The 23608-nt window shown below is 72.3% G+C and carries 21 protein-coding genes and 1 tRNA gene; 16 read left to right on the forward strand and 6 right to left on the reverse strand.

Annotated elements, in window-relative coordinates:
- Positions 1-8 precede the first annotated feature (8 nt).
- Positions 9-935, forward strand: a complete 927-nt coding sequence (locus GWK15_RS08160) for a hypothetical protein (RefSeq protein ID WP_168040795.1) — start codon at positions 9-11, stop codon at positions 933-935.
- Here the strand turns inward: GWK15_RS08160 and GWK15_RS08165 are convergent, their stop codons facing one another.
- Both GWK15_RS08165 and GWK15_RS08170 read right to left on the reverse strand, forming a co-directional pair.
- Positions 936-1505, reverse strand: a complete 570-nt coding sequence (locus tag GWK15_RS08165) for a DUF2889 domain-containing protein (RefSeq protein WP_168040796.1) — start codon at positions 1503-1505, stop codon at positions 936-938. It abuts the gene before it with no gap.
- A 103-nt stretch (positions 1506-1608) separates the two neighbouring features.
- On the reverse strand, positions 1609-2856 hold the full coding sequence (locus tag GWK15_RS08170; protein WP_168040797.1) for an MFS transporter: 1248 nt from the start codon (positions 2854-2856) through the stop codon (positions 1609-1611).
- A 232-nt stretch (positions 2857-3088) separates the two neighbouring features.
- Here GWK15_RS08170 and GWK15_RS08175 point away from each other — a divergent pair, with 232 nt between their 5' ends.
- The 4 genes from GWK15_RS08175 (at position 3089) to GWK15_RS08190 (ending at position 10092) form a co-directional block, all read left to right on the forward strand.
- The gene (locus GWK15_RS08175; protein WP_168040798.1) at positions 3089-4690 is read left to right on the forward strand and encodes an efflux transporter outer membrane subunit; all 1602 of its coding nucleotides are present in this window, start codon (positions 3089-3091) and stop codon (positions 4688-4690) included.
- Positions 4691-4695: 5 nt separating this feature from the next.
- On the forward strand, positions 4696-5973 hold the full coding sequence (locus GWK15_RS08180) for an efflux RND transporter periplasmic adaptor subunit (protein WP_168040799.1): 1278 nt from the start codon (positions 4696-4698) through the stop codon (positions 5971-5973).
- Positions 5974-5983: 10 nt separating this feature from the next.
- Complete coding sequence (locus tag GWK15_RS08185) at positions 5984-9163, forward strand: efflux RND transporter permease subunit (protein WP_168040800.1); 3180 nt, start codon at positions 5984-5986, stop codon at positions 9161-9163.
- Positions 9164-9345: 182 nt separating this feature from the next.
- A complete protein-coding gene (locus GWK15_RS08190) occupies positions 9346-10092 on the forward strand; it encodes a hypothetical protein (RefSeq protein WP_168040801.1) in 747 nt (248 codons plus the stop codon).
- Between the two features lie 25 nt (positions 10093-10117).
- Here the strand turns inward: GWK15_RS08190 and GWK15_RS08195 are convergent, their stop codons facing one another.
- The 3 genes from GWK15_RS08195 to GWK15_RS08205 form a co-directional block, all read right to left on the reverse strand.
- Positions 10118-11062 carry a hypothetical protein gene (locus tag GWK15_RS08195; protein WP_168040802.1) on the reverse strand — a complete coding sequence of 315 codons (945 nt, stop codon included), beginning with the start codon at positions 11060-11062 and terminating at the stop codon, positions 10118-10120.
- Between the two features lie 499 nt (positions 11063-11561).
- A complete protein-coding gene (locus tag GWK15_RS08200; RefSeq protein WP_168040803.1) occupies positions 11562-11819 on the reverse strand; it encodes a hypothetical protein in 258 nt (85 codons plus the stop codon).
- Positions 11820-12137: 318 nt separating this feature from the next.
- Positions 12138-12227 (reverse strand) — tRNA-Ser (locus tag GWK15_RS08205).
- 215 nt (positions 12228-12442) lie between these two features.
- Here GWK15_RS08205 and rplU point away from each other — a divergent pair.
- From rplU to obgE, 3 genes are all read left to right on the forward strand, one after another.
- A complete protein-coding gene (rplU, locus tag GWK15_RS08210; RefSeq protein ID WP_168040804.1) occupies positions 12443-12760 on the forward strand; it encodes a 50S ribosomal protein L21 in 318 nt (105 codons plus the stop codon).
- 13 nt (positions 12761-12773) lie between these two features.
- Positions 12774-13043 carry a 50S ribosomal protein L27 gene (gene rpmA, locus GWK15_RS08215; protein ID WP_168040805.1) on the forward strand — a complete coding sequence of 90 codons (270 nt, stop codon included), beginning with the start codon at positions 12774-12776 and terminating at the stop codon, positions 13041-13043.
- 70 nt (positions 13044-13113) lie between these two features.
- Entirely contained in the window at positions 13114-14148 is a 1035-nt protein-coding gene (gene obgE / locus GWK15_RS08220; protein WP_168040806.1) for a GTPase ObgE, read from the forward strand.
- Here the strand turns inward: obgE and GWK15_RS08225 are convergent.
- Positions 14123-14608, reverse strand: coding sequence for a DUF1269 domain-containing protein (locus GWK15_RS08225; RefSeq protein ID WP_168040807.1), 486 nt, complete (start codon positions 14606-14608; stop codon positions 14123-14125). The two genes, obgE and GWK15_RS08225, sit on opposite strands and share 26 nt — an antisense overlap.
- A 125-nt stretch (positions 14609-14733) precedes the next feature.
- Here GWK15_RS08225 and proB point away from each other — a divergent pair, with 125 nt between their 5' ends.
- The 8 genes from proB (at position 14734) to rsfS (ending at position 23603) form a co-directional block, all read left to right on the forward strand.
- Entirely contained in the window at positions 14734-15852 is a 1119-nt protein-coding gene (proB, locus tag GWK15_RS08230) for a glutamate 5-kinase (RefSeq protein ID WP_168040808.1), read from the forward strand.
- 55 nt (positions 15853-15907) lie between these two features.
- Positions 15908-16882 (forward strand): Bug family tripartite tricarboxylate transporter substrate binding protein, encoded by a 975-nt coding sequence (locus GWK15_RS08235; protein WP_168040809.1) that lies wholly within the window; start codon positions 15908-15910, stop codon positions 16880-16882.
- A gap of 236 nt (positions 16883-17118) precedes the next feature.
- Positions 17119-18402, forward strand: a complete 1284-nt coding sequence (locus GWK15_RS08240; protein WP_168040810.1) for a hypothetical protein — start codon at positions 17119-17121, stop codon at positions 18400-18402.
- A 62-nt stretch (positions 18403-18464) separates the two neighbouring features.
- Entirely contained in the window at positions 18465-19949 is a 1485-nt protein-coding gene (locus GWK15_RS08245) for an ABC transporter substrate-binding protein (protein WP_168040811.1), read from the forward strand.
- 97 nt (positions 19950-20046) lie between these two features.
- The gene (locus GWK15_RS08250) at positions 20047-21312 is read left to right on the forward strand and encodes a glutamate-5-semialdehyde dehydrogenase (RefSeq protein WP_408891876.1); all 1266 of its coding nucleotides are present in this window, start codon (positions 20047-20049) and stop codon (positions 21310-21312) included.
- Positions 21309-22064, forward strand: coding sequence for a hypothetical protein (locus GWK15_RS08255; RefSeq protein WP_168040813.1), 756 nt, complete (start codon positions 21309-21311; stop codon positions 22062-22064). The genes GWK15_RS08250 and GWK15_RS08255 overlap by 4 nt, the downstream gene beginning before the upstream one ends.
- 73 nt (positions 22065-22137) lie before the next feature.
- The gene (locus GWK15_RS08260; RefSeq protein WP_168040814.1) at positions 22138-22779 is read left to right on the forward strand and encodes a nicotinate-nucleotide adenylyltransferase; all 642 of its coding nucleotides are present in this window, start codon (positions 22138-22140) and stop codon (positions 22777-22779) included.
- Entirely contained in the window at positions 22683-23603 is a 921-nt protein-coding gene (rsfS, locus tag GWK15_RS26550; protein WP_338147213.1) for a ribosome silencing factor, read from the forward strand. Before GWK15_RS08260 ends, rsfS begins: the two co-directional genes overlap by 97 nt.
- Positions 23604-23608: the final 5 nt, after the last annotated feature.

The raw sequence follows: 23608 nt of genomic DNA on the forward strand, positions 1-23608 counted from the left end.
GAGGAGCGATGGCCCGGCGCAGCGAGGCTGAGGCCCCTGAGACGCGCCCTTGGGGCGAAGCGCGCGGCGGGCTGATCCGCCGGACCATCGCGGGCGGGGCGCGGATGCTGGGCGTCGCCCCCCGGCCGCCGGCGGTGGCCCCCCGCGCCGAACCCGTCCCGCCCGCGATCGCGCCGCCCGCCGCCCCCGCCGCGCTGACCCGCCGCGCCTGGGCCGACCGGCTGTGGGGGGAGGGCATGGTGCTGCCGGGCGGCGCGGCGGAGCTGCTGCGCCTTGCAGCCCTGCTGCCCCTGTCGCCCGAGGCGACGCTGCTGCTGGCCGGCGGCGGGGCGCAGGCGGCCGGTGCGGTCGTCGCCGGTGCGCGGGGCTGCTTCGTCGCCGCGCATGAACCCGGCGCGGCGGCCGCCAAGCCCGGTCGCGGGCGCGTCGCGATCGAGGGCTTCGACGCCGCGGCGCCCGCGTTCCGCGCGGGCTTTCACCACCACGCGCTGCTGCTGGAACCCTTCCGCGCCGGGGGCACGCCGGACGCGCTGCTCGCCGCCGCCGCGACGGCGCTGCGGCCGGGCGGGCAGATGGTGCTGCTGGACCTGGTCGCCCGCGGCGGCAGCGCCGGGCCGTGGGAGTCGCGCTGGCTGGGCGCCGAGGGCCGTGCCGCCACCCCGCCGGCCGAGGCCGCGATACCCGCCGCCCTGCAACGCGCCGGCTTCGACCTGCATGTCGTCGAGGATGCCGGCCGCCGCCAGCGCGACGCGGTGCTCGAGGCCTGGCAGGCGCTGATCCTCGCCCTGCGCGGGGAGGCCGCGCGCCCCGCCCCGCGGGACGCCGTCGCCCTGGTCGAGGAAGCGGAGGCCTGGCTGCTGCGGCTCAGGCTGATGCAGGAGGGCCGGCTGCGCCTGCTGCGCTGGCACGCCACCATGGCGCGCCCGCCGGGATGATCACTCGGCCGCGGCGTCGGCGGCGAGCCAGGGCCAGCGCGCCTTCACCACCGGGCTGTCCGGGGCATAGGCAAGGCAGGTGCCGATCAGGCGCGGCTTCTCCCGCCCGCCCGAGGCCGCCGCGGCGGCCTGCTCCTTCTCCCGCCGCACGGGATAAAGGGTCTGGTAGGCGACGGTGGCCATCTGGGCGAGGACCTCGCGCAGATGGGTGCAGCCGAGGACGCCGCCGACGCGTTCCTGTACCGCCCGGTTGAAGCCCGGGCCGATCCGCAGCCCCGCGAGCCGCGCGAAGTTCGGCGCCGCCTTCGGGCAGACCGTGTAGGGCGTGTGGTCGGAGGCGGCCTCGCAGGCATGGATCAGCAGGTCGTCGTCGATGGTCAGGCGGATCCACATCCCGTGCAGCGGCGTGCCGGGGGCCATCCAGCCTTTGTCCTCGTTCTCGAAGCCGTAGAACTTGGTGTCGAGGAGATGGGCCTCGATGTCGAAGAGCCCGTCCGCGCGGCGATAGCCGTGCATCTCGATGCCACGGCGGTGCATGGGTTCGCGATCGACGGGCGTGGAGAGCGGCATCCGGGGCTCCTGGGTCGGCGCCTGTCCGGACTATCGCAGGTGCGAAGGGAAGGCCAGCGTCCGTGCCATACCGGGGGCAGGGGGCAGCCCCGCGCGCTGCCGGTCAGGCGGCGGCGCGCGCCGCCCGGTTCTGCAGGTGCAGCCAGCCGACCGCGGCCAGCGCGACCGCCATCAGCACCAGCGCGAACCAGTTGAGCGTGAACCAGCCCAGCCGTTCCTGGAGGTAGCCCGCCAGGAAAGAGGCGGTCGCCGTGGTGCCGAAGACCAGGAAGTCGTTGAAGGCCTGGACCTTGCCGCGTTCGTTGGGACGGTAGCAGGTGGTCACCAGCGTCGTCGCGCCGACAAAAAGGAAGTTCCACCCCACCCCGTTCAGCGTCAGCGCGGCGCGGAAATGCCAGGCATCGAGCCCGCCCAGCGCGGCCGCGACGCCGCCGCCGAGCAGCGCGATTCCCGCCAGCATCACCGTCGTCGTCCCGTAGCGGGTGATCAGGTTCCCGGTGAAGAAGGAGGGCACGAACATCCCCATGACATGCATGAAGATGACCCAGTGCGCCTCGGTGTGCGGCAGGCCGCAGGCGACGATGGCGAGCGGCGAGGCGCTCATCAGGAAGGACATCGTCCCGAAGGCGATCATGCCGGCGATGGCGGCGGCCGCGAAGCGCGGCTGGGCGGCGATGGTCAGCAGCGGCCGCGGCGGTTCGACGGGGCGCGCAGCCGCCTGCCCGCCACCGCCGGCGGGGACGGCATCCGGCGCCGGGAACCGGATGAAGCCCATGATGGTGAAGACGGTCAGGTGGACCAGCACCATGGCCGCGAAGGTCGCGAGGTAGATCGGCACCCACTTGTCATGGGTCCAGCGCACCAGGCTCGGCCCCAGCACGCCGGCGACGACGCCGCCGGCCGTGACCCAGGAGATCGCCTTGGCCCGGTAGGCCGCCGGCACCAGTTCCACCGCCGCGAAGCGGTACTGGTGCAGCGCCGCGACGGCATAGCCGAGCACCAGCCCGCCCAAGCACATCACCGCGAGGTTCGCGAAATACAGGCCCGTCCCGGCGATCGTCGCCCCCGCCATGCCGAACACCGAGCCGACGCGGAAGCCGAGCTGCCGGCCCCGCCGCTGCATCAGCAGCGCCGCCGGGAAGACCCAGAGCATGATGCCGAGATGCTGCATCGTCGTCGGCAGCGTCGCGAGCTCGCGCTGCGGGTAGAAGGTCACGACGGACAGCGCCGTCGCCGCGAACATCATCGTGTTCCCCGCCTGGCCGAGGGCCTGGCAGGTGGCGAGCAGCAGCAGGTTCAGGCGCGCGCGACGATCGAGCGTCGCGCCCGGGGCGTGGCTGGCGGGCGTCATTACACGCAGTCTTGAGGCAGGCTCTCGGCGCAGGCCAGCCCCGCGCCGGGCGGGGCTGCCATGCGCCGGCGGCCCTCGCCGGCGGCGCTGGCCGACCCGTTGCGTCCGTCCGTGAAACGTGGTGCTGCTAGCTCTAGACCTGCAAGGGAAGCCGCATGACCGGACGGGAGGTGCCGCACCCCGCGGCGCGAGACGCGCGTGGCCTCGGCGCGCGGCCGGGATCGCGGATGCCATGACGCCTCCCGGCCCATCTGCCCGCCGTCGAGCGCTTCTCGCCTGCCTGCTGCCGCTCGCCGCCTGCAAGGTCGGGCCGGACTTCACCGAACCGACCGCGCCCCTGGCCGATCGCTGGCTGCAATCCGGCGATCCTTCGGTGCGCACCGACCGGCGCGAGGACGAGCGCTGGTGGACGGTCTTCAACGACTCGACGCTGAACGACCTGGTCGACCTCGCCTACCGGCAGAACCTCACGCTGCTCGCGGCCGGGACCCGGGTACTCGAGGCGCGGGCCCAGCTCGGCGTCGCGACCGGCGAGTTCTACCCGCAATCCCAGGCGGTCGGCGCCGGGCTGAGCTACACGCGGCCGAGCCAGCGCGACCCGACGGGGTTCACAGGCGCGGAGCTCGGCGAGTTCTGGCGCGGCGCGATGTCGGCCAGCGCGGTCTGGGAACTCGACTTCTGGGGCCGCTTCCGTCGTGGCGTGCAGTCGGCCGATGCGGCCTACCTGGCCTCGATCGCGACCTATGACGACGTGCTGGTCACGCTGGTGGGCGATGTCGCGACGAATTACATCGGCATCCGCACGCTGCAGGCGCAGCTTGCGATCGCCCAGGCCAACGTGGTGCGGCAGCGCCAGGCGCTGCGCATCGCCCGCGATCGCTTTGCCGGCGGGGTGACCACCGGCCTCGACGTCGCGCAGGCCGAGAACGTGCTGGCCCAGACCGAGGCCGCGGTGCCGCAGCTCACCGCGCAGATCCAGCAGGGCGAGGCGGCGCTGCGCGTCCTGCTCGGCCTGCCGCCGCAGCCGATGGACACGCTGCTGGCGGGCCGCGCCGTCATCCCGGTGCCGCCCGAGCAGGTCGCCGTCGGCATCCCGGCCGACCTCGTGCGCCGCCGCCCCGACATCCGGGCCGCCGAGCTGCGCGCCGCGGCGCAGAGCGAGCAGGTCGGCATGGCGCTCGCCGAACTCTACCCGGCCTTCAAGCTGACCGGCGTCTTCGGGTCCCAGGCAAGCAATGTCGGCGGCAATCGCGTCTCCGACATGTTCAACGCCAGCGCCATCCAGTTCGCCTTCGGGGCCAGCTTCTCCTGGCCGATCCTGAACTACGGGCAGATCACCAACACCGTGCGCGTGCAGGATGCGCGGCTGCAGGGGATGCTGGTGGACTACCGCAACGCCGTGCTGCGCGCGCAGCGCGAGGTCGAGGGCGCGCTCAGCGGCTACGTCCAGGGCGGGCGGCAGGTGGCACAGCTGCGCCGGTCCGTCGCGGCGGCGGAGCGCGCGGTGAACATCGCGCTCGACCAATACCAGATGGGCACGCGCGACTTCACCACCGTGCTGACCGCGATGCAGAACCTCTACGCGGCGCAGAGCAGCCTCGCGACCGCGATGGGCAACCGCGCGACGTCGCTCGCGACGCTCTACCGCTCGCTCGGCGGCGGCTGGCAGCTGCGCGAGGGCAACGGCTTCGTGGACGATGCGACGCGCGAGCAGATGCGCCAGCGCACCGACTGGGGCCGCCTGCTGCCGCCGGCCAACGCCCCGCAACCCGCTGTCCCTGGTCTGCCCGGTCCGTCCGACCGCGGCCCCGACATCCGCGCCCCGCAATGGTGACGAACATGACGAAGGCCCTCCGCCGCGGGACCGCCGCCGCCCTCCTCGCCCTCGGCGCCGCGCAATCCCCGGCGCTGGCGCAGGGGCTGGTGGAACGCCTCTGGGACGACGTGACCGGCCGCCAGCCGGCGCAGCCGGCCCCTGCGCCTGCGCCCGCGCCGCGCGGCGCCCCGCCGCCGCCGGCCGCCCAGGCGCCCGCCCCGGCACCGCAGCCGCCCGCCGCCACGGCCCAGGCCGCGCCGGCCATGCCCTATGTCCTGCCGCGCCAGCAATCGGTCGGCGAGACCATGACGCTGACCGGCAACGCCATGTCGGTGAACACCGTGCGGCTCGTCGCGCGCGTGCCCGGCTACCTTGAGCGCGTGCATTTCGAGGACGGCGCCTTCGTCCGCCAAGGCGACCTGCTCTTCACCATCCAGCAGGCGCAGTACAAGGCGCAGCTGCAGCAGGCCCAGGCGCAGCTGCAACTGCAGCGCGCCGCCCTGACCCACGCCCAGACGGAGGTCACGCGCTACACCGCGCTGGTGCGCCGCAGCGCCGCCTCCCAGGTCGAGGTCGACAACTGGGTCTACCAGCGCGCCGCGGCCGAGGCGAACATCCTCGCCGCCCAGGCGCAGGTGGACCTGGCGCAGCTGAACCTGTCCTATACCGAGGTCCGCGCGCCCTTCGACGGGCAGATGGGCCGGCACCTGATCGATCCGGGCAATATGGTCGGGGCTTCGTCCAGCGACGCCGTGCTGGGCGAGATCATGCAGCTCGATCCCATCTACGTGCAGGTCAACATCAGCACCCAGCAGGCGCAGCAGGTGCGCGCCAACCTCGACCAGCGGCGCATGACGCTCGAGGAGATGCAACGCATCCCGGTCGAGGTGCAGCTGCCGGGCGAGACCGCCTTCACCCATCGCGGCACGCTGAACTACGTCGCCCCGCAGGTCGACGCCGCGACCGGCACGCTGCTGGTGCGCGGCATCCTGCGCAACCAGGACCGGACCCTGCTGCCGGGCATGTTCGTCAATGTGCGCCTGCCCATGGGCCGCACGCTGCAAAGCGCCCTGCTGGTCCCGCAGCGGGCGCTGCAGGAGGACCAGGGCGGCCGCTTCCTGATGGTGATCGACACCAGCGACACCGTCCAGAAGCGCTACGTCCAGCTCGGCCCGACAGTCGGGGCCTGGCAGGTCGCGACCGGCGGGGTGAACCGCGGCGACCGCATCGTGGTGGGCGAGCTCTGGCGCGCCTCCCCTGGGCTGCACGTCACCCCGCAACCGACCACGCTGCCCGAATAAGGCCCCGCGCATGTCACGGTTCTTCATCGAGCGGCCGGTCCTCGCGAACGTGCTGGCCATCGTGCTCGTCGTCATCGGCGCGGTGTCGCTGTTCCGGCTGCCGGTCTCGGAATACCCGAACATCGTGCCGCCGACCGTGATGGTCACGGCGAACTACCCCGGCGCGACCGCGCAGACGGTCATCGACACGGTGGCCCTGCCGATCGAGAACCAGGTCAATGGCGTCGACGGCATGATCTACATGTCGTCCACCAGCGCGCCGGACGGCACCTACCGCCTGACCGTGACCTTCGAGATCGGGACCAACCCCGACACCGCGCAGGTTCTGGTGCAGAACCGGGTCTCGCTCGCGCTCGCCTCCCTGCCGCAATCGGTGCAGGCGCAGGGCGTCAGCGTGCAGAAGAAGAGCACCGCCATCCTGCAGATGGTCACGCTCGATTCCGCCGACGACCGCTTCGATTCCGCCTTCCTGTCGAACTACGCCACGATAAACCTGGTCAACGTGCTGTCGCGCCTGCCGGGCGTGGGCAACGTCAACGTCTTCGGCGCCGGTCGCTATGCCATGCGCATCTGGCTGGATCCGGAGAAGCTGCTGTCCTTCGGGCTCGACCCGGCCGACGTGATCCGCGCCATCCGCCAGCAGAACCAGGTGATCGCCGCGGGCCAGGTCGGCACGCCGCCGGCGCCCGCCAGCCAGCAGTTCCAGTACACCCTCGACGTCCAGTCGCGCCTCAGCGAGCCGGAGGAATTCGGCAGCATCGTCGTGAAGGACGAGACGCGGCAGGGCGGTCGCGTGGTCTATCTGCGCGACGTGGCGCGGATCGAACTCGGGGCGCAGAACTACGCCCAGGAATTCCGCCTGAACGGCCGCCGCGCCGCCGGCATCGCCATCTACCAGACGCCGGAGGCGAATTCGCTGCAGGTCGGCCAGCAGGTGCGCCGGACCATGGAGGATCTGTCGCGGCGCTTCCCCGAAGGCCTGCGCTTCGGCATCCCCTACGACACCACGACCTTCGTGAACGATTCGATCAACGAGGTCTACACGACGCTCTACCAGGCCGGCCTGCTGGTCCTCGTCGTCATCCTGGTCTTCCTGCAGAATTTCCGCGCGACGCTGGTGCCGGCGACGACCGTGCCGGTGACGATCATCGGCGCCTTCGCCGGCATGGCCGCGCTCGGCTTCTCGGTGAACCTCACGACGCTGTTCGGCATCGTGCTCGCCATCGGCATCGTGGTGGACGACGCCATCGTCATCGTCGAGGGCGTGACCAAGCATATCGAGGGCGGCAAGCCGGCGCGCGAGGCGGCGATCGAGGCGATGCGCGAATTGTTCGGCCCGATCATCGGCATCACGCTGGTGCTGATGTCGGTCTTCCTGCCGGCGGCCTTCGTGCCGGGGCTGACGGGGCAGATGTTCGCGCAGTTCGCCCTCGTCATCGCCGCGACGGCGCTGATCAGCGCCATCAACGCCGCGACGCTGAAGCCGACGCAGTGCGCGATGTGGCTGCGCATGCCGGTGCCGCCCGAGAAGCGCAACGTCGCCTACCGCGCCTTCAACCGCGTCTACGACGCCTTCGAACGCTGGTACGTCTCGGTCATCGCGCGGATGGTGCATTTCAGCGGGGTGATGGTCATCGCCGCCATGGTGGTCGCCGGCGGCGCGCTGTGGGGGCTGACCCGCATCCCGACCGGCTTCATCCCGGTGGACGACCAGGGCTACCTGATGCTCGCGGTCGACCTGCCGGAGGGCGCGGCGCTGGGCCGCACCACGGCGACGCTCGAACAGGCGCAGCGCATCGCGCGGTCGATCCCGGGGGTGGAGCAGGTCATCACCATCTCGGGCGTCTCGCTGCTCGACAACTCGGCGGACCTCGCGAGCTCGGGCGCGGCCTGGGTGGTGCTGAAGCCCTTCGCCGAGCGCAACCGGCACCCCGACCAGGGGCTGCTGCCGATCTACCAGCGGATGCAGCGTGAGCTCGCGGCCCTGCAGGATGGCCGCGCGGTGGTGCTGCCGCCGCCCGCCGTGCAGGGCATCGGCAATTCCGGCGGTTTCCAGATGCAGCTCGAACTGCTGGGCGGCAGCTTCGACTACCGCAAGCTCGAGGAACTGACGCGCCAGATCACCGAGCGTGCGTCGCGCGAGCCCTCGATCCGCAGCGCCATCACCACCTTCCGCGCCAATGCGCCGCAGGTGACCATCACGGTGGACCGCGCGCGGGCCGAACAGCTCCGTGTGCCGGTCGGCGACGTCTTCTCGATGCTGACGGATTTCGTCGGCTCGTCCTACGTCAACCAGTTCAACAAGTTCGGCCAGTCCCTGCAGGTCTACGTGCAGGCGGATTCCCGCTTCCGGCTGAACCCGGACGACCTGCTGACGCTGAACGTGCGCAGCCAGGACGGTCAGATGGTGCCGCTCGGCGCGGTGGCGACGCTGGGCCAGGCGGTCGGGCCGCCGCTGGTCACGCTCTACAACCTCTATGCGTCCTCCACCATCGTGGGCAGCCCGGCGCCGGGCTACAGCTCGGGCCAGGCGATGGAGGCGATGGAGCGCGTCGCGCGCGAGGTGCTGCCGCGCGACGTCTCCTTCGAATGGACGGCGATGTCCTACCAGGAGAAGGTGACGGGCAACACGCTGGTCTACGTCTTCGCGCTGTCCCTGCTGCTCGTCTATCTGTGCCTCGCCGGCCAGTACGAGAGCTGGATCCTGCCCTTCTCGGTGCTGTCGGCCGTGCCGCTCGCGCTGGTGGGGCCGGTGGTGGCGCTGTCCGCGGTGGGGGCGGCGAACAACCTGTATGTCCAGATCGGGCTGATGCTGCTGATCGCGCTGTCGGCGAAGAACGGCATCCTGATCGTCGAGGTCGCGCGCGAGGAGCGGCTGCTGAAGGGCAAGTCGATCATCGAGGCGGCGGTCGAGGCGTCGAAGATGCGGCTGCGCCCGATCCTGATGACCTCCTTCGCCTTCATCCTCGGCGTGCTGCCGCTGGTGCTGGCGACGGGGGCGGGGGCCAATGCGCGGAAGTCGCTCGGCATCAGCGTGTTCAGCGGCATGATCGCCTCGACCTGCCTCGCGGTCCTGTTCGTGCCGTCCTTCTTCGTGGTGCTGCAGCGCTTCGACGAATGGCGGGCGCGGCGGAAGGCGGGTCCTGCGCCGGCACAGCCGCCCGAGGCGCCGTCCACGACCCCAGGCTGACCTGCCCTGAGGCGGCGGTCGGGTTCGCCCAGGGGTTCAGGGCCCGTCCCGATCGGCCCGCTATCGACCGCACGGCGTGCATCTGCAGGCGCCGCGCCGGATACGGAAAGCCCCCCGAGAGGCCGGCCGCCGGCATCATGCCGCCCTTGCAAGGATGGCGGGTGCCGAGCAAGCATGCCGGCATGCGCGCGCTCCTGATTCTGCTCGTTGTCCAGCTCGCCGCCTGCGCGCCCGATTACACGGCGGTGCGTGACTGGGCGTCGCAAGCGCGTGACGCCATGCTGCCGATCGAGGCGACGCGCGCGCCGCGTCCTCCGGTCGCACCTGTCCCCGTTGCGCCGGTGACGCAGGGTGGCCAGGCCGGGGCGGTGCTGGCGCTGCAGGAGGGCGCCGCTGCATGGCTCGGGATGCTGGCCTTCCTCGCCGACGACGGCTGGCCGACGCAGCGCGAGAATCCGCTGACCGACCTCGTCGCGCGGGTGCAGCCCTATGATGCCGAGGGCGCGGCGGGGCTGCACGAGTTGGGCGAGCTGATGGCCTACGCCGCCCGGCGCGATACCCGCGCACCCTGGCTGTCGACCGCGGTGGAGCGCAGCGATCCCTCCTTCCAGAAGGTCATCGCGGCGCTGCAGCGTCAGTCGGCCGCCATGGCCGCGGAGGCGCCGGCGTCACCCCGAAGCGAACCACCCGGCAACGTGCCCCCGGCGCAGCGGACATTGGCGCAGCAGGTGGCCGCCATGCGTCAGGCCGATGCCGACCGTCAGCGCGTCGCGCGGGACGCCAGGGTTGCGGCCCTGGCCCGCGTGGCGGAAGGGCACGCGTTCCTGGTCGAGCACAAGGACGACTTGTCGAAGAGCGATACGGCGCGGCTGCTCCGCGTGCAGGAGATGGAACTGCGCCGCTTGGTTCTGCTGGGCGTCGCCGGCTGACCGGCGGCGGCCGCGCGCCTGGGTCTCAGAAGCTGATGCCGAGCCCGAAGGATGCGCCGGTGATGTTCCGATCGGCGTAGAGGTAGTTCAGGGTGAACTGCACGCGGGAGACCTCGAGGCCCATGGCGCCGAATTGCAGGCGTCCGACGTCGAACTCGATCCCGCCGCCGATCGTCGTCGACCAGGCGAAGCCCGTGGTCTGGCGCTGGTCCCCGAAATAGTAGGACGCCCCCCCGGTCACCACCCAGCGCAGGGGCCGGCGGAACACCTCGATCCCGGTTGGCCAGCGATACTGGCCCCAGACCCCGAAGGTCGACGACGTCGAGGTTCCGCGCGACGCCGGCAGCGAATCCCCGAAGGTCTGCAACCGCAGTTGCGTGTAGCGGGCCTGGAAGTCGATCTGCCGCTCCACGCTGTAGTTGAAGTAGGTCAGCATCAGCGATCCGCCGGCGCCCCAGACATTGGCGTGTACGTCCGACAGCGCGGACGGCTCGCTCCTGTCCCGCCACCAGGCGAGGAAGCTGGAGGCCAGCGCGATGTCGGAGGCCGCGTAGCCGCCGGCAACGTTCAGGATCGGCGTCACATAGAGGCTGTCGGCGAGGTAGAAGTCCCAGCCTATGCCCAGGGTGGTCGTGAAGTTGTTCCAGCGCACCGAGACGTCGCGCGTTCCCTCGCCCCGCAGGACCGCGCGCGGATCGTACCGCGTGTAGGACCCGTAGATCTCGAGCCAAAGGGGAAAGGACTCGTCCACCTCGAAGCCGAAGCCGAACTGGCTGAGGGTGAGCGTCGGGTCGCCTTCCTCGGGGCCGGCGGTGTTGCGGTTGACTTGCAGCGTGCTGGCTGACGCGGCGGGGATCGCCCCATAGGCCATCAGGCCCAGCACGCCGGCGTGGCGGGGCTGGAGCGTCGATCGGAGCTGCGCCAGTCGGTCCAGGGCGGCGGCGCGCGCCGCCCCGTCTGCGAAGGGCACGACCGTCTGGGCGCAAAGAGGGCGGGCGTCGGCCACGAGAAGCCATGCCACGAGGCCGACGCCTGCGAGCATGCCGTTGCGGCGAAGATCGATCGGCCTGCGGTTCGTGGCGGCAAGTCCTGGTTTCCGCGCGGGCACAGCCGGGCTGCGCGGGCGGTTTGCGCTGACAGGTCCAGGGACGGCCGGCATCTGCGTTCCTCGATAACAGTCCGCAGCATTCCGTGTCGATACCGATCCGGGCATGCCCGGTCCATCGCGCGGCGCCGAATCCTGCCGCGCATCGGATTGCATCCGCGGCACGGGACCCCCCGCGGGTCTTGGTCATTCAATCCGAGTCGGAGTTCCGGTGCGGCATGGCTGGCTGATCGACGGGTTGGGGAGGGGCCGTGGACACGCGCATCGACGGCTCAGGACCTCGCCTTCGCTGCGCGGCCCGCGGCGGGGCTGGCAGGGCTTCGGAATGGCATCAGCAACGGGTGAGGCTGGCGCCTGAGACCTCTCACCGTCCCCGGTGCTCAATGACCAAGCCAGCCGGTCTCTGACCCCAATCGATCGCCGGGAATGCCTGGCTACAGGAGCCACGGACAAGCGCGCGGTTCATCGTGGTGACGCCAAAGACGACCCCATCCTGGAACCAAACGGTGCCGTAGGTGTCCTGGCGCATGCCGGTCTCGCAGAACTGCCAGGCTTCACTCTGGTCCCGGAAGGAACGATCGCCGGGCGGGCCGAGGATCTGGCGGACCTGGGCGGCCGACATGCCACGATCGATAGCGTTCAGGCGCGTGCGCAGGCCTCTGACTTCCCCGTCACCTCCGAAGCTGCAGGCAGCGAGTTGGACGGCCGAGGCGACGGCAAGTGTCCGGAGGCGCACGGAACGATCCTTCGTGGGGTGATAGGAATCTGCCCGTCGTTCGGCGACCCAATCAACGAGCAAAGCCCGATGCCACATCCGGTGGGTTCATCGGCTGCCGGTGCGTGAGTCCCTGGCTGCGCGCCCGGCGCACTGCAGACATGAGGACGCCTTCGTGGCTTTCAGCCGCCGGGTCGGTCCAATGCATTGAAATTTCGGAAAAAATGGCGGAGAGGGTGGGATTCGAACCCACGGTACAGTTGCCCGTACTTCGGTTTTCGAGACCGACCCGTTCGACCGCTCCGGCACCTCTCCGCACGGGGCCGGCTGGCGCCGGCCCGAAGGCCCCCGGTCGAGGGGACCCGCCGTATAGTCGGACCCTCGGCCGCGCGCAACGCCCCCTGGCCGTTGACGCGCCACCCAGCCCGGCGCTATACGCCCCGCTCCCACGGCGGCGCCTCGGTGCCGCCGGCCTTTGTTTTTGGGCGAAAGCCCGGAAACCACACAGTTAGAGAGTCCCGGGGCGACCCATGACCTACGCAGTGATCCGCACCGGCGGCAAGCAGTACCGCGTCACCCCCGACGCCGTGCTCACCGTCGAGAAGCTCGAGGCCGAGCCCGGCTCGACCGTGACCTTCCACGACGTCCTCCTGGTGGGCGGCGAGGCCGGCCTGACCGTCGGCGCGCCGACCGTCCCGGGCGCCTCCGTCACCGCGACGGTCGTCGAGCAGTCGCGTGGCGACAAGGTCATCATCTTCAAGAAGCGCCGTCGTCAGAACAGCCGGCGCAAGAACGGCCATCGCCAGCACCAGACGGTGCTGAAGATCGCCGCCATCACCGCGGCGTAAGGAGCACCCCACCATGGCTCACAAGAAGGCAGGCGGCTCGTCTCGCAACGGGCGCGACTCCGCAGGCAAGCGCCTTGGCGTGAAGCTGTTCGGCGGCCAGACCGTGAACGCCGGTTCCGTCATCGTGACCCAGCGCGGCACGAAGATGATCCCGGGTGACAACGTCTATGCCGGCCGCCAGCACAGCCTGCACGCCTCCGTCACCGGCCGCGTGAAGTTCGTGCGCAAGGCGGAAGGCCGCGTGCACGTGACCGTCGTCCCCGAGGCGCTGGCCGCCGAATAAGCGCCGGCCTCAAGCCGTCGTGTCAGCGGGGGCCGCAAGGCCCCCGTTTGCGTTTCAGGTCCCCAGAACGATGAAATTCCTCGACGAAGCCAAGGTGTGGGTGAAGGCGGGCGACGGCGGCGATGGCGTCATCGCCTTCCGGCGCGAGAAGTTCATCGAGTTCGGCGGCCCCGACGGCGGCAATGGCGGCAAGGGCGGCAATGTGATCGCCGAGGCGGTGGAGGGTCTCAACACCCTCATCGACTACCGCTACGCCCAGCATTTCAAGGCGCGCAAGGGCGGCAACGGAGCAGGGTCTGACCGCACCGGCGCCGGGTCCGACGACGTGGTGCTGAAGGTGCCGGTCGGTACCCAGATCCTCGCCGAGGACCGCGAGACCCTGATCGCCGACCTCGATGCGCCCGGCAAGCGCGTGGTCATCGCGAAGGGCGGCGATGGCGGCCACGGCAATGCCCACTTCAAGACCAGCACCAACCGTGCCCCCCGCCGCGCCGACAAGGGCTGGCCGGGCGAGGAGCGCTGGATCTGGCTCCGCCTGAAGCTGATCGCCGATGCCGGCCTGGTCGGCCTGCCCAATGCTGGCAAGTCGACCTTCCTCGCCGCAGTGTCGGCTGCGCGGCCCAAGATCGCCGACTATCCCTTCACGACGCTGCATCCGCAGCTCGGCGTGGTGCGGCTGAACGCGACCGAGGAATTCGTGCTGGCGGACATTCCCGGCCTGATCGAGGGCGCACACGAAGGTGCCGGACTCGGCGACCGCTTCCTCGGCCACATCGAACGCTGCGCGGTGCTGCTGCACCTGATCGACGGCACCCAGGCGGACCCCGCCGGGGCCTACCGGACGATTCGCGAGGAACTGGAAGGCTACGGCCACGGCCTGACGGACAAGCCGGAGATCGTGGCGCTCAACAAGGTCGACGCCATGACGCCGCAGGCCAAGGCGTCGCGCATCAAGGCGCTCGAACGCGCCTGCGGCCACAAGGTGCTGGTGATCAGCGGCGCGACCGGGGAAGGGGTGCCGGAAGTCCTGCGCGCCCTCTTCCCCGTGATACGTGCGGCGCGCGAGGCGCGCGCGGAACTCAGCCCGCCTTCAGCGCATCCCTGAGCTTCTGCTCCTGCTCCGACGTCAGGTTGGTGCGGAGCACGGTGCCGCCGAAATGCGCCATGGCCGGCAGCACCTTGTCGGCGGTGACCTTGCGGACGAGGACGCAGAGCGCCGCCTGGCCCGGCGTCAGCGCCTCGGCAGCCTGCTTGAGGAACTTGTCGTCGATCCCGACGTCGGTGAGGTAGCCCGACAGCGCGCCAGCACCGGCGCCGGCCGCAGCACCCAGCAGCGGGTTGAGGAACAGCAGCCCGATCAGCGTGCCCCACATCGCCCCGCCGGCGGCGCCCGCAGCCGTGGTGTTGATCAGCTGGTTCAGCTTCACGGTCCCGTCGGGCCGGCGGATCGCGACCACCGCATCGCCGATCTCGATCAGGTATTCCTTCTGCAATTCCAGCAGCTTGGCGCGGGCGGCTTCGGCGGTCGCTTCGTCGGGATAGGCGACGATCACCAGGTCGGCCATGGGGCCACTCCTCATTCGTTCAGGAGGCGCGACGATAGGCTGCGGGGCGGCGGAGGCAAGCGGCATGTCGTGCCCGGCCGTCCCGCCTTCAGGCCGGGCGTCCCGCATGCTAACAGCCGGCGGCCATGTCCGAGACCACCCTCGCCAGCGCGAAGCGCATCGTCGTCAAGATCGGCTCCGCCCTGGTGGTGGACGAGAAGACGGCCACGCCGCACAGCGGCTGGCTGGCCTCCGTCGCGGCCGACGTCGCCGCGCTGCGCGCCCAGGGCAAGGAGGTCGTGCTGGTCTCCTCCGGCGCCATCGCGCTCGCGCGCCGCGCGCTGGGGCTGACGCGACGCAAGCTGCGGCTCGAGGAGAAGCAGGCCGCGGCCGCGGTGGGGCAGATCCGCCTCGCGGGCGCCTGGCAGGAAGCGCTGTCGGCGCACGGCATGAACGCCGCGCAGCTGCTGCTGACGCTCGAGGATTCCGAGGACCGCCGCCGCTACCTCAACGCGCGTGCGACCATCGCGACGCTGCTCGGCCTCGGCTGCGTGCCCGTCATCAACGAGAACGACACCGTCGCCACCGCCGAGATCCGCTTCGGCGACAACGATCGCCTCGCCGCGCGCGTCGCGGAGATGATCAGCGCCGATGCGCTGGTGCTGCTGTCGGACATCGACGGCCTCTACACCGCCGATCCGCGCAAGGATCCTGCCGCCGCCCACCTGCCGGTGGTCGAGCGCCTGACCGACGAGATCATGGCCATGGGGGGCGAGCCGCCGCCCGGCTACTCCTCGGGCGGGATGCGCACCAAGCTGATCGCCGCGCGCATCGCGACCGGGGCGGGCTGCGCCATGGCGATCGCGCTGGGCAAGCGGGACAATCCGCTGTCGGCCATGCTCGATGGCGCGCGCTGCACCTGGTTCCTGCCGGCGCCCGAGGGCCGCACCGCGCGCAAGCGCTGGATCGCTGGCAGCATCGCCCCGCTTGGCGTGCTCACGGTCGATGCGGGCGCGGCGCGGGCGCTGTCGCGCGGTTCCTCCCTGCTGCCGGCCGGCGTGCGCGCCGTGGAAGGCAGTTTCGAGCGCGGCGACCCGCTCAGCGTGCGCGACGAGGCGGGACACGAACTCGCCCGCGGCCTCTCGGCCTATGATGCGGAAGCGGCGCGGCGCATCGCGGGGCATCGCAGCGAGGAACTCGAAGCCATCCTCGGCTGGCGCGGCCGCGACGAGATCATCCACCGCGACGACCTCGTGCTGCTCTGATCTTCCGTCCCCGCCTGGCCCCGTGCGACACAGGGCGAAACCGGGACGGAACGCCATGACCCTTCGCCTGCCGCGCCGCGCGCTGATCGCCGCCGCCACCCTGCCGCTCGCCCGCCCCGCGCTCGCGCAGGACGCCTTCCCCAATCGGCCGCTGCGCATGCTGGTGGGCTTCACCCCCGGCGGCGCGGTCGACATCTCGGCGCGCAGCTTCACCCCGAAGATGGGCGATGCGCTCGGCCAGCCGGTCATCGTCGACAACCGCCCCGGCGCCGGGTCCAACATCGCGACCGAGGCCGCCGCCCGCAGCCCGGCCGACGGGCACACCATGCTGCTCGCGACGCTCGGCGCGCTGGTGGTCAGCCCGATGGTGATGCGCCTCGCCTTCGATCCGCAGCGCGACCTCGCGCCGGTCTCGATCGCGGTCGACCTGTTCAACATCCTGGTGGTGCCGGCCGACCGGCCCTGGCGCAGCACGGCGGAGCTGATCGCGGCGGCCAAGGCCGCGCCCGGGCGCCTGTCCTACGGCACCAGCGGCATCGCCGGCAGCCCGCACCTCGCGGGCGTGCTGTTCGACCGCATGGCGGGAATCGAGACGGTGCCGGTGCACTACCGCGGTGGCGCGCTGATCGCGACGGACCTGCTTTCGGGGCGCATCGATTTCTCCTTCGCCACCGCGCCGTCCGTGCTGCCCCATGTGCAGTCGGGCCGGCTGCGCGCGCTTGCCGTCCCGACCATCCAGCGCTCGCGCCTGCTGCCGGAGGTCCCGACCGTCGCGGAATCCGGCGTGCCTGGCTTCGACGTGCCCGGGTGGTATGCCGTCGTGGTCCCGCGCGGCACGCCCGAACCGGCGATCGCGCGGCTGAACGCCGCGATGCGCGTCGCACTCGAGGACGCCGAGGTGACCGCGACGCTGAACCGCAACGGCCTCGAGCCCATGCCGACCACGCCGGCCCAGTTCGCCGCCGCCTGGGAGGCGGAGCGGGCGAAATGGGAGCCGATCATCCGCGAGAGCGGCATCCGCATCGAGTAGGACGGCCCCGTCGCGTGGAACCGCAGCCCCCTGCCGAAAGGGGGGCCAGGGTCGCCCTGTTCGATGCTTCCGGGATGGGCGCATCCTTCCCCGCACGTCCCGGCCATGACCATCAGGAGCATCGGCGTGACACGCCCGGCCTGGAGGATGGCGGATGCACCCCGCGCCGGCATGACCGAGGTCGCGACCCCGTTCGCCAGTGGCGGCATGGGTGAGGCCGGCGTATTCGACATGCCATGAGACCGGACCGCCGCCGCCGTCCCGAGGAGACCGGTGACCCGCCGGAAGGCGCGCGGCCGGTCCGGATCGCCCGAACCCTGCTGCTCGGCGCCGCCGGCATCGCGCTGCCGATCCTTCTGCACGCCATCCTGCTGCCGGTCCTGGGCGAGGGCTCGACGTCGCTGTTCGTCGTCTTCCTTCTCTCGCTGCTGCCCGCGACCGGCGTGGCCTTCTTCTGTGCCGGCGAGGGCGTGCTGCGCATCGGCTACGCCATGTGCATCGTGATCGGCGCGGCCTTCGTCTCGCTCTCCCTGCACGAGGCGCGCATCTTCGGCAGCGTGCCAAGCCTCGACGCCGCGGCGGCGCCGTCCCATCCGGCCGCCGCCGGCTTCCTGCTGCCCCGCGCCGCGCCGCGCGCCGATCTGGCGCGGGATGTCCAGGCCAGCATCACCCTGCCGCGGACGGCCCTGCGCGGGTCTTCCCGCGGCACCATGACGCTGCGGGGCCGCTTCACGGTGGTGCCGGTGGTCGGTCCGGACTGGACGCCGGCGCAGCCGGTGCCGGTGGTCGCGGTGCTCGACCACGGGCCGGATGGCGTGGTCCACGCGGTCACGCCGGCGCCCTGGGATGCGGGGCGCGGCGTCCTGCGGCTCCTGCCCGACCCGCTGCGGGATCATGCCGTGCAGCAGGCGCTGGCTCAGGCCGGATGGACAGGGGCACCGCACATGGTCGTCGGACGCTGGGTGGCGGATCCGCGCTGGGCCAGGCTCGACGCCGCGGGGCCCTTGCTGTGGCTCTTCGCGGCGGCGCTGCTCTGCCTGGCGCTGGTGATCCTGTCCCGCCATCCCTGGATCGCGGCGCGGCTCGATCCGTTCATGGAGGGGCCGCCCCCGAACGGGTCGCTTCCGGTGAGCCGGGCGATCCTGCAGGGCATCGTCGCATTGACGCTGCCCTCCCTCCTGGCGCTCGCGCTGCGGCATGCCGAGGTCGATGCCGGCGTGATGTTCCTTGCGATCGGATTTGCCGCCGTGCCCTCGTTGATGGTCACGATCGGAGGCTCGGACCGACGGACGCCGATCGGCATCGTGATCCTCGGCGTCATCCTGGTCGTCACCCTGCCCATCGCGGTGCTGGCGCGCGGCGCCGGCCCGAACGGTGCGCTGCCGTCGCTCGCCGGGGCGCGGTGGGCGGATGTGCAGGAGGCGATGATCGTGCTCGGCGCGGGCTGGGTCGCCTGGGCGGCGCTCGTGATCGTCGGTCGCGCGCTGGCGGCGCGCAGGGGCGCCGGCGCCGCTCGCTGAAGGGCGCCTTGCGCCCATGCGGCGCGCGGACCAGCATTGGCGCGCCGCGAAGGAACCCGCCCATGCGCCGCATCGCCGCCCTCGCCGTCGCTGCCCTCCTGGCGATGCCTGCCGCCGCGCAGACGCTGCGCGTCGGCATCAGCTCCGACCCCAACGTGCTCGACCCCGCCGTCAGCGGGTCCTTTGTCGAACGGACGGTCTTCTCGGCGCTGTGCGACAAGCTGCTCGATGTGGGGCCGGACCTCGCCTTCCGGCCGGAACTCGCGACGCGCTGGGCATGGGCGCCGGACGGGCTGTCGCTGACGCTCACGATCCGCGGCGATGCCCGCTTCCACGACGGCACGCCACTCGATGCCGAGGCGGTGCGCGTCAATCTCGAGCGCTACCGCAGCGCCCGCGAATCCCGCCGCCGCAGCGAACTGCGCCCGGTCAGCGCGGTGGAGGCGCCGGACCCGACCACGGTGGTGATCCGGCTGTCGGAGCCCTATGCGCCGCTGCTCTCGGTGCTGTCGGACCGCGCGGGGATGATCATGTCGCCCACAGCGCTCGCGCGCCTCGGCGAGCGCATCCGCGACGAGCCGGTCTGCTCCGGCCCCTTCCGCCTGACCCGCCGCATCCCTCAGGACCGCATCGAGCTGGAACGGTTCGCTGGCCACTGGAACGCTGCGAACATCCACGCCGAGCGCCTGGTCTTCCTGCCCATCCCGGACGGCACGGTGCGGCTGCTGAACCTGCGCGCCGGGCAGCTCGACATCATCGAGCGGCTTTCGCCCTCGGACGTCGGGGAGGTGCGGCGCGACCGGCGCCTGCAGCTCGCCGAGGCGACGGCGATCGCCTACCAGACCATCTCGATCAACACCGCGACCGGCGCGCTGCGCGATGCGCGCGTGCGGGAGGCCTTCGAGCGCAGCATCGACCGCGCGGTGATCAACCAGGTGGCGCTCGAGGGCCTGTTCGTCCCGTCGAACCAGCCCGAGGCGCCGGGCACGCCCTATCACTTCGCCGACCTCGCCGCGCCGCCGCGCGACCCGGCGCGCGCGCGGGCGCTGCTGCGCCAGGCCGGCCACGACCGCTTCGCCTTCACGCTCAAGGTCGCGAACAACCCGGTCGAGGCGCAGGTCGCCCAGATCATCCAGGCCATGGCGGCCGAAGGCGGCTTTGACATCCGCATCGAGACGCTGGAGGCGAGCACCATGGTCGCCGCCACCCAGCGCGGCGACTACGACGCGGCGATCGTCATCTGGTCGGGGCGCCCGGACCCGGACGGCAATGTCGCGATCTGGATGGCGAGCGACGGCTTCCTGAACTGGGGCAAGTATGCGAGCCCCGAGGTGGACGCGGCGCTGGCCGCCGCCCGCCGCAGCACCGATCCGGCGGTGCGGCGCGCGCAGTACCACGCGGCGGCCGAACGCTGGATGGCCGACCGGCCCCACCTGATCCTCTACCACCACCGCTGGTTCTGGGGCCTGCGGGCGGGGATCGAGGGCTTCCAGCCCGCGCCCGACGGGATCATCCGCTTCGCCGGCCTTCGCCTGCCCGCGCGCTAGGGCCCTGCGCCGGGCCCGCCCGCGCACTATGTTCCGCGGCAGCCTTGCCCTATCACCATGCCGCCCGCGACCGGTTGCGGGCAGGAGCAGGATTGCCGTGAACGCCATCGCCCAGGACGCCGCCCGCCTTCTCGACATCGCCGCCCGCGCCGCGCGCGAGGCCGCCGGCACGATCGCGCGCGCCCCGGCCCCGGTGAAGAACGGAGCCCTGCATGCCGCGGCCGCCGCCCTGCGCGCGCGGACCGAGGCGCTGCTCGCCGCGAATGCCGCGGACCTCGAGGCCGCGCCCGGCCTGACCGCCGCCTTCCGCGACCGGCTGACCCTGACGCCCGCCCGCATCGAGGCGATGGCCAAGGGCCTCGAGGAAGTCGCGGCGCTCGTCGATCCGGTCGGCCGCGTGCTGTCCGAATGGACCCGCCCCAACGGGCTTGTGATCCGCCGCGTCGCCCAGCCGCTCGGCGTGATCGGCATGATCTTCGAAAGCCGCCCGAACGTGACGGCCGATGCCGCCGCACTCTGCCTGAAGTCGGGCAATGCCGTGATCCTGCGCGGCGGGTCGGAGAGCCTGCGTTCCGCCACCGCCATCCATGCCTGCATGGTCGAGGGCCTGCGCGCCGCCGGCCTGCCCGAGGCCGCGGTGCAGGTCGCCCCCACCGCCGACCGCGCCTTCGTCGGCGCGATGCTGCGCGCCTCCGGCCTGATCGACCTGATCGTGCCGCGCGGCGGCAAGGGGCTGGTGACGCGCGTGCTCGAGGAAGCGCGCGTGCCCGTCCTCGCCCATGCCGAGGGGCTCTGCCACACCTACATCCATGCCGCGGCCGACCCGGCGATGGCGCGCAGCATCCTGGCGAACGCCAAGATGCGCCGCACCGGCGTCTGCGGCGCGACCGAGACGCTGCTGATCGACGCCGCCATCGCGCCCACGCTGCTGCCGCTGCTGATCGAGGACCTGCGCGCCCTCGGCTGCGACTTCCGCGCCGATGACCGCGCGCGGGCGATCGTGCCGGGCCTGACGGCGGCGACCGATCAGGATTTCGCGACCGAATGGCTCGACGCCATCCTGTCGGTGAAGGTGGTCGACGGGATCGACGCGGCGCTCGCACATATCCGCCGGTTCGGGTCCGAGCACACGGAAGCGATCATCACGCAGGACGAGGCTGCGGCGCGCGCCTTCCTCGACGGCATCGATTCCGCGGTCGGGCTGTGGAATGCCTCGACGCAGTTCTGCGACGGCGGCGAGTTCGGCTTCGGCGCCGAGATCGGCATCGCCACCGGCCGGCTGCATGCGCGGGGTCCCGTGGGCGTGGAGCAGCTCTGCACCTATCGCTACCACGTCATCGGGACCGGCCAGACGCGGCCGTGAGGCGCGCGGCCCTCGTCGCCATCGCCCTGCTGGCCGCCGCGCCGGCGCGGGCGGCCTGCCCGGACACCGCGACCGTCGCCCGCTTCGCGCAGGCGCTGCTGGAACGCCGGGTGCCGACGCCGTTCCCCGACCTGACGGCAGCCGATGCGCGCTGCGCCCAGGCCCGGCTGGTCTCGATCCTCGCCCAGCCCTGGGGCGATGTCGGCGGCGTCGCGCTGGCGGCGGAGGCCACCCCGCCGCTGCAGGGCGCGCTGTTCTTCGCCAACCTGCGCGCGGACTCCGGCGCGGTGATCGAGGCCGGCTACGGCGCCCGTCCTGCCATCGCGCCAGGCGTGCTGCTGCGGATCGGGGAGGGCGGGCGCGCCGAGGCGGCGAGCCCCTACCTCGCGCTGCTCGACCTCGCCGCCACGCCGGCGCCGGGGACCGAGGCGCGCATTGCGGGCAATCTCGGCCTGCGGCTTGGCGTGACGGGCACGGCCGTGCCGGTCGGCGATGTCGCGACGCTCGCGACCGATGCGGTGCTGCAGGCGGATGGGTCGGTGGTGGCGAGCCTGGCGGGGCTGGGCCTCGCCGCGCCGCCGGACGCGTTGCTGGCGGCGCTGGCGCGGGACCTCGCGGCCGAAGGCCGGCCGCTGCGCGCCGGGGAGCATGTCGCGCTGCTCGCCGCCCCGGCGCCGATCGCGCCGCGCCCGGGGGAATCCTGGCGCCTCGCGGTGCCGGGCCTCGGCGTGGTGCGGGTGGATTTCCGCTGAACGGCGCGGTCGCTAGACTCCGGCGCCGGAGGAGCCACCCGATGCCGCCCACGTCGAGACATCGCCCAACGGGGTGCCACGCGCGGTGACGCCGGCGCGGTTCGGCGATTCCCGGGCGCGGCGCATCGGGCTGCTCGGCGGGTCCTTCAACCCGGCGCATGCGGGGCACCGGCATGTGGCCGACATGGCGCGGCGTGCGCTGCGGCTGGACGAGGTCTGGCTGATGGTCTCGCCCGGCAATCCGCTGAAGCCGGTGGCCGGCATGGCGCCGCTGGCGGACCGGTTGGCCTCGGCACGGCGGATCGCCGACGGGCGGCGCGTCGTCGCCACCGATATCGAGCGCGACCTCGGCACGCGCTTCACCGCCGACACGCTGCGCATGTTGCGCCGTCGCTTTCCGCGCGCCCGTTTCGTGCTGGTGATCGGCGCGGACAACCTGGTGCAGCTGCCGCGCTGGCGCCGCTGGCGGGAGATCGCGCGCGATACGGCAATCGCGGTGCTGCCGAGGCCGGGCTGGACGCGCAAGGCGCTGGCCGGCCGCGCGGCGCATGTCCTGGCGCGGAACCGGCGCGCGCCGGGCGCGCTGCTGACGGAATCCTTTGCGCCGCACGCGCCTTGGTGCTTGGTTCCGGCCCGGGAGCACGCCGCCTCCGCGACCGCCATCCGGGCGGCGCGGGCGGAACAGCACGATCAGGGCGAGAGGAGGGGGCCATAGCCCGCACGCCGAAGACCACCGAGACCGAGGCCGCGCCAAAGGCGAAGGCGAAAGCGACGCCGGCCGCGAAGGCCAAGGCCGCCGCGCCGAAGACGGCTGCGCGCAAGCCCGCCGCGCCGGCGAAGGCCGCGGCCAGGCCCAAGGCGACCGCGGCCAAGGCGGCGGCGAAGCCGAAGGCGCCCGCCAAGCCCAAGGCCGCCGCGAAGCCAGCGGCCAAGCCCAAGGCGACCGCGACCAAGGCGGCCGCGACGGCGAAGGCACCGGCCAAGCCGAAGGCCGCGACGAAGGCACCGGCGAAATCGGCCGCGAAGGCTGCGCCGAAGACCGCCGCCAAGGCCAAGGCGGCCCCTTCTGCCAAGGCCAAGGCCGCTCCGGCCACCAAGGCGAAGGCCGCGCCCGCCGCGAAGGCCAAGGCAGCGCCCGCCGCGCCCCGCCCCGCCCGGACCCGCAAGCGGGAGAAGCTCTCGCCCGACCGGCTCTCCCTCCTCGTCGCCGCGGCGATGAAGAGCCTCGAGGACGACAAGGCCGAGAACATCGTGCTGCTCGACGTCACCGGCCGCGCCGACTACGCGGACCGGCTGATCATCGCGACCGGCATGGTGGAGCGGCAGCTGCAGGCCATGGCGACGCACCTCGATGAGGCGCTGGGCAAGGCCGGGCTGAACCTGAAGCGGGATTCGATCCAGGCCTCCCCGGACTGGGTGCTGATCGACGCCGGCGACCTGGTGATCCACCTCTTCCGCCCCGAGGCGCGCGAGCTCTACCGCATCGAGCGCATGTGGGGCCCCGAGAGCCCGGGGGCGGCCAACGCCACGCCCGGTTAGGATCC

The sequence above is a fragment of the Neoroseomonas oryzicola genome (assembly GCF_012163135.1).
In the GTDB taxonomy this organism is placed as follows: Bacteria; Pseudomonadota; Alphaproteobacteria; order Acetobacterales; family Acetobacteraceae; genus Neoroseomonas; species Neoroseomonas oryzicola.

What these genes read in the sequence shown, in the direction of transcription:
- GWK15_RS08160 (WP_168040795.1), top strand. Translation starts at nt 9, where the DNA reads ATGGCCCGGCGCAGCGAGGCTGAGGCCCCTGAGACGCGCCCTTGGGGC.
- GWK15_RS08165 (WP_168040796.1), bottom strand. Translation starts at nt 1,505, where the DNA reads ATGCCGCTCTCCACGCCCGTCGATCGCGAACCCATGCACCGCCGTGGC.
- GWK15_RS08170 (WP_168040797.1), bottom strand. Translation starts at nt 2,856, where the DNA reads ATGACGCCCGCCAGCCACGCCCCGGGCGCGACGCTCGATCGTCGCGCG.
- GWK15_RS08175 (WP_168040798.1), top strand. Translation starts at nt 3,089, where the DNA reads ATGACGCCTCCCGGCCCATCTGCCCGCCGTCGAGCGCTTCTCGCCTGC.
- GWK15_RS08180 (WP_168040799.1), top strand. Translation starts at nt 4,696, where the DNA reads ATGACGAAGGCCCTCCGCCGCGGGACCGCCGCCGCCCTCCTCGCCCTC.
- GWK15_RS08185 (WP_168040800.1), top strand. Translation starts at nt 5,984, where the DNA reads ATGTCACGGTTCTTCATCGAGCGGCCGGTCCTCGCGAACGTGCTGGCC.
- GWK15_RS08190 (WP_168040801.1), top strand. Translation starts at nt 9,346, where the DNA reads ATGCGCGCGCTCCTGATTCTGCTCGTTGTCCAGCTCGCCGCCTGCGCG.
- GWK15_RS08200 (WP_168040803.1), bottom strand. Translation starts at nt 11,819, where the DNA reads ATGTCGGCCGCCCAGGTCCGCCAGATCCTCGGCCCGCCCGGCGATCGT.
- rplU (WP_168040804.1), top strand. Translation starts at nt 12,443, where the DNA reads ATGACCTACGCAGTGATCCGCACCGGCGGCAAGCAGTACCGCGTCACC.
- rpmA (WP_168040805.1), top strand. Translation starts at nt 12,774, where the DNA reads ATGGCTCACAAGAAGGCAGGCGGCTCGTCTCGCAACGGGCGCGACTCC.
- obgE (WP_168040806.1), top strand. Translation starts at nt 13,114, where the DNA reads ATGAAATTCCTCGACGAAGCCAAGGTGTGGGTGAAGGCGGGCGACGGC.
- GWK15_RS08225 (WP_168040807.1), bottom strand. Translation starts at nt 14,608, where the DNA reads ATGGCCGACCTGGTGATCGTCGCCTATCCCGACGAAGCGACCGCCGAA.
- proB (WP_168040808.1), top strand. Translation starts at nt 14,734, where the DNA reads ATGTCCGAGACCACCCTCGCCAGCGCGAAGCGCATCGTCGTCAAGATC.
- GWK15_RS08235 (WP_168040809.1), top strand. Translation starts at nt 15,908, where the DNA reads ATGACCCTTCGCCTGCCGCGCCGCGCGCTGATCGCCGCCGCCACCCTG.
- GWK15_RS08240 (WP_168040810.1), top strand. Translation starts at nt 17,119, where the DNA reads ATGAGACCGGACCGCCGCCGCCGTCCCGAGGAGACCGGTGACCCGCCG.
- GWK15_RS08245 (WP_168040811.1), top strand. Translation starts at nt 18,465, where the DNA reads ATGCGCCGCATCGCCGCCCTCGCCGTCGCTGCCCTCCTGGCGATGCCT.